This is a genomic window from Oleiphilus sp. HI0086 (genome assembly GCF_001635225.1).
In genome coordinates, this window is record NZ_LWFZ01000241.1 from 1 (window position 1) to 778 (window position 778).

General features: G+C 49.5%; 1 protein-coding gene. It reads right to left on the reverse strand.

What is annotated here, in order from left to right; genetic code table 11:
- Positions 1 to 301: 301 nt before the first annotated feature.
- Positions 302 to 778 (reverse strand): Tn3 family transposase (locus A3756_RS03170; RefSeq protein WP_068552921.1); only part of this gene is annotated, 477 nt, incomplete at its 5' end.

Sequence of the window (778 nt, forward strand, 5' to 3'; positions counted from 1 at the left end):
CAGCATTACAACGCCTTTTTTTGGAAAGCCGCCAGACAAGTGAACATCTAGCTCGGAGTAGCCGGATGTTTCGAACTCAGGTGCTTGTTGCCTACTCCGGCCATGCCAGATTAGCTGTTTCTTTTCGAGTAAATCAATGAAGTTTTTCATAGTAAATGCCTGTATGGATATACAGTATATTATTTCTTGAATATATTCTGCAAGTGTAATTTCAGTCGCCTATTTGGGGTCCTAGGGATTTTGCCTCCATATATTGCAAAAACCTCTGAAGCCCCCGTCTGCCGTGGCTTGTAGAGGGGTATCAACTTTCATTTCTAGGTCGATAGCCCTCAATCGGTGCCATTAAGTCCTCCAGTTTTGGCAGTTCGCCCGTCGGCGCGAACGTGTATGTACCCCGGAAGTTGATGTTCTCCCAAGCTACCGGTGAGGCCCGCTTGACTGTTTCCTGGTATCTGTCATTGCGCTGTTCCTCGAAGCTGTCCAGCAGGTTACTGAGTACTTTCGAGTTGAAGTAGATGATGGCATTAGCCACCAGTCGGGCACTTTCGTTCCAGATTTGGATCTCCTCATCGCTATTGCCTCGGAACCGGTCGCCGTTGACGTTGCTGATCGCCCGACGCAACTGGTGATAAGCTTCACCCCGGTTCAGCGCTCGCTGCACATGGTTTCTAAGGCTGGCGTCATCGATGTAGTTCAGCAGATACTGGGCCTTCAGTAACCGGTTGTATTCAGTCAGAGCCTCCAGTAACGGGTGGTTGTGCTTGTAGCCGGCTTTCAT